Below are 3995 nucleotides of genomic sequence, written 5' to 3'. Positions count from 1 at the left end.
TCACCGCAGGTACATCGAACTCGGTCCACGCCCGCCCGCGCGTCGCAACGACGTCGGATCCGGCCTCCGTCGCGTTCATCGCGGCATCGAGGCATGGGATATGCGTCTCGGGCGCTGCCGCGAAGAGATTGTCGAGCATGTCTTCGCCGCGCACTTCGCCGACGGGCCGCGTCGGGATGTTCGCGTGGCGCGCGGCCTTGCGGACGACGTCGGATGCATCGTCGGCGGTGTCGCGGTTGAAGGCGAGCCGCTTCGACAGCAGGTCGAATGCCGTCATCAGGAAATTCTGCCGCGCATAATCCTGGTCGAAACGGGTTTCGAGCGTGCGCAACCGGTCAAGCTGGCGCGCATCCAGATAGTCCGCCGCGGTGCGCCCTTTCGGTAGTTTCGTGAGCTTGCCGCCGCGGAAGATGAGCCGGAGAATGTCTCCCGGCGACACCTTCGCCTTGGTGCCGAGGATCACCCGCTGCGCGCGTTCGGTCGCGCCTTGCAGCCGTTCGGGACGCCAGGGCGTCGCTTTGGGCACTTCGGCGATCTCGCCGACGAGGATGACGGTGCCCGCTTCGGTCTTGATCGTCCACATCGGCGCACCCGACCGGCGCGCCGTTACCACGATTTCGTCATCCGCCGCAGATGGCGCCGCCGCTTCCTGCGCTCCCGCCGGCGCCGACACCGCGATCGCCGGCGTGATTGCCGCAAAGAAGATAGTTGCGACGCGTATCATTTTCATTCGGGCACTCCGGTTTCGCGCACCACGCATCCGGCGGGGGGCAATGTTTCCACATTGGCACTTAATGCAGGCGCGTTGGCACCGTAAATCATGCAAAATACAAAATTATCCATGACGGGTGAATGGCCGCTCCGGGCGTCGTGGATCGTTGCGTTGAGGGTTCGTTAACTACGAGCCGCAATATGATTGAATAATAAGCAGAATTCTGTTATTATAACTTTATGTGTTTTGAGTATTTTGCAGTATTGATAGGGACTTGCTGTTTCCGTCTGACGCTGTTTCGATGAGGTGGATGACATGAACCAACGTCGCTTCTCCGATCCGGCAGAGGAGCAGGAAATTACCGCGGGCGGCGATCGCCGCGGCGGTGATCGCTATCGCACGGTGTGGCGTATCGCCAAGGTCGTGCGCAACGGCGACGCAGGGCTGTGGCGGGTCCGCAATATTTCAGACCGCGGTATGATGCTGGCCGCCGACGTCCCGATAACCGTCGGCGAACAGCTCGAAATCGCGCTGTCCGATACGGTCGTGATACGCGGCGAGGTCGTCTGGTCCGAAGCCGGACGCTGCGGCGTCGAATTCGACAAGGAAGTCGACGTCGCGGACGTCCTGAAACAATTGGCGGCCGAACAGCGCGCCACCGGCTATCGCCAGCCGCGCCTGCCGGTGCATACGCAGGCGCAGGCGGTGACCGACGAGGGAACGAGCCAGATCGAACTGGTCGACATGTCGCAAAATGGCGCCGGTTTCATCCATGACGGCCATCTGGAAGTCGGCAAGGAACTCGATCTGGTGCTTGCGGGTGGCGTCAAGCGCCGTGCCATCGTGCGCTGGTCGCGAGCCGGACGCGGCGGCCTGTGGCTGACCCAGCCGCTCGACCGCGCCGACCTCGAAAGCATCCACCGCTTCGAAAGCTGAGGCTCAGGCCGCCCCCCGGACGATCTTCGCCCAAGGGTTGAGGTCGGGCTCGGCGATCTTGGTCAGCCTGTTGTGGTCGCGGTGCCGGAACAGTTCGTCGCGGCCCTTCACCATCAGCATCGTGTCCGAGACATAGCTCCACGATCCGTCGTCGTGGAAATCGACCGTCAATTCATAGCTGTCGGTGCGGAAGGCAAGGTCGAGGAAGGTGGTCGAGCAGATGCCATATTCGGTTTGCCCGCGCTCCGCCTTCACGACGAGCCGCTTGTCGCCGGCCTTCGCATGTCCCGCGGCGATCGCGATCTGCCCGCGGGGGATCGCCAGCGTTTGCAGGATCAAACCGGTCGCGGCCTCATACAGCCAGTAACCCACCTGGTCGTGGAAGGTGATGTCTTCCTCGCGCGTGTTGATGTGGACGTGATAGCGCAGCCCATAGAATAGCTGCGGGCCGTTCGCCTGCGGGTCGATCGGCTGCATTTCGATCCGCTCATAATATTTGCGCGTTTCGGGGCCGTCGCCCTTGGGGTTCACGTCAACGCCGCGCTCGCCTTCCCATACCCCCGCGAGGCGCAGCAGCGGGCCGAGGTTAGCGAGTGTTTCGGGATCGACGTCCTCGGGCTCGGTGAAGATGTCGTCGGGTAATTCCATCGCTTGCCCCCAGATATGCTGTCAGATGTCCTCGACGAGCCGCCCGTAAAGCTGCGGCCGGCGGTCGCGGAAAAAGCCCATGCCGGCGCGGTGTTTCGCCGCGCGATCGAGGTCGATCGTTTCGACCAGAACGCCCGTTTCGGCGGCACCGAACGCTTGCGTCATGTCGCCCCATTCGTCGGTGATGAAGCTATGGCCATAGAAGTTCGCGTCACCCTCTGCGCCGATGCGGTTCGCGGCGACCACCGGCATGCAGTTCGACACGCTATGACCCTGCATCGCGCGGCGCCACATGCGGCTGGTGTCGAGGTCGGCGTCATAGGGCTCGCTGCCGATCGCGGTCGGATAGAAGAGCAGTTCGGCGCCCATCAGCGCCATCGCGCGCGCGCATTCGGGATACCATTGGTCCCAGCAAACGCCGACGCCGATCCGCGCGCCGAAGACGTCCCATATCTTGAAGCCGGTATTGCCGGGGCGGAAATAATATTTCTCTTCATATCCGGGGCCGTCGGGGATGTGGCTCTTGCGGTACGTCCCCATGATGGCGCCGTCGGGGCCGATCATCGCGAGCGTATTGTAATAATGGTGGCCGTCGCGCTCGAAAAAGCTCGTCGGGATCGCGACCTTCAGCTTCGATGCGAGCGCCTGCATTGCGACCACGCTCGGATGCTCGGTCGTCGGGCGCGCCGACGCGAACAATTGCTCATCCTCGACCTGGCAGAAATAGGGGCCTTCGAAGAGTTCGGGCGGCAGGATGACCCGCGCGCCTTTGGCAGCGGCTTCCTCGACGAGCGCGGTGACGGCATCGATATTGGGCTGGGCGGGGCCGGGCAGGGGAAGCTGCAACGCGGCGACGGTGATGGTGCGGGTCATGGTTCGTCCGTGATGGCGCGGGAATCGAGCCGGAATATAGGGCGCTTCGCTCTCGATGCTAGGCCGGAAGCTGCTGGCTCGAGCAGTGGAAGCTGCCCCCGCCGACGATGATCCCGCGCGCGGGCACGCCGACTGCGCGGCGGCCGAGGAAAAGCGCGGCGAGCGCGTCGACCGCGGCCTGATCGTTGGGCACGCCATAGGCCGGGACGACGACCGTGCTGTTGCCGATATAGAAGTTCATATAGCTCGCCGCCGCGATCTCGCCGCCGATTTCGACGCGGCCGGGCGAGGGAAGGTCGACGATCTCGACCCCGCCGAACGCGGCGGTGCGCGCGCGTGCATCGGCATAAATATGCGCGTTGGGGTCATCATCGCCCGCCGCGACGGGCAGCGCGAGGCGTCCTTCGCCGACGAAGCGCGCCAGATTGTCGACATGGCCGTCGGTATGATCGCCGACCAGCCCGTTGCCGAGCCATAAGATCCGGTCGATGCCGAGCGACTGGCGGAGCCGCACCGCGATATCCTCGCGTGTCAGCGTCGGGTTGCGGTTGGTGTTGAGCAGGCATTCTTCGGTGGTGACGCACAGGCCGGTGCCGTCGACGTCGATCCCGCCGCCCTCGAGCACCCAGTCCTGATCGTCGACGGGTAAACCGCTTGCCTGCGCCAGCGCTGCGCCGATCTCCTGGTCGCCTGGCATGACGAATTTCTCGCCCCACCAGTTGAATTCGAAATTGCGCGCGCGGCGTGCCGGACCGGTACCCGCAATGATCGGCCCGGTATCGCGCAGCCAGATATCGCCCAAGGGCTGGACCAGTATCCGCACGCC

Annotated in this window: 5 protein-coding genes; 1 reads left to right on the top strand and 4 read right to left on the bottom strand. The window is 64.1% G+C overall.

All coding sequences use genetic code 11. The features are described from left to right. A partial coding sequence (locus tag VGD20_RS19670; RefSeq protein WP_331136068.1) for a TraB/GumN family protein occupies positions 1-730 on the bottom strand: 730 nt, incomplete at its 3' end. A 297-nt stretch (positions 731-1027) separates the two neighbouring features. On the opposite strand from VGD20_RS19670, the gene VGD20_RS19665 reads away from it, so the two are divergent. Then, positions 1028-1648 (top strand): PilZ domain-containing protein, encoded by a 621-nt coding sequence (locus tag VGD20_RS19665; protein WP_331136067.1) that lies wholly within the window; start codon positions 1028-1030, stop codon positions 1646-1648. 3 nt (positions 1649-1651) lie between these two features. Here the strand turns inward: VGD20_RS19665 and VGD20_RS19660 are convergent, their stop codons facing one another. The 3 genes from VGD20_RS19660 to VGD20_RS19650 all read right to left on the bottom strand — a co-directional run. Continuing rightward, on the bottom strand, positions 1652-2296 hold the full coding sequence (locus VGD20_RS19660; RefSeq protein ID WP_331136066.1) for an FABP family protein: 645 nt from the start codon (positions 2294-2296) through the stop codon (positions 1652-1654). Between the two features lie 21 nt (positions 2297-2317). Continuing rightward, complete coding sequence (aguB, locus tag VGD20_RS19655; RefSeq protein ID WP_331136065.1) at positions 2318-3169, bottom strand: N-carbamoylputrescine amidase; 852 nt, start codon at positions 3167-3169, stop codon at positions 2318-2320. A gap of 58 nt (positions 3170-3227) precedes the next feature. Further along, a partial coding sequence (locus VGD20_RS19650) for an agmatine deiminase family protein (protein WP_331136064.1) occupies positions 3228-3995 on the bottom strand: 768 nt, incomplete at its 5' end.

The organism is Sphingopyxis sp. (assembly GCF_036402335.1).
Lineage (GTDB): Bacteria > Pseudomonadota > Alphaproteobacteria > Sphingomonadales > Sphingomonadaceae > Sphingopyxis.
The sequence above is the reverse complement of the archived record's forward strand: the minus strand, read 5'-3'. Positions and strand labels throughout refer to the sequence as shown.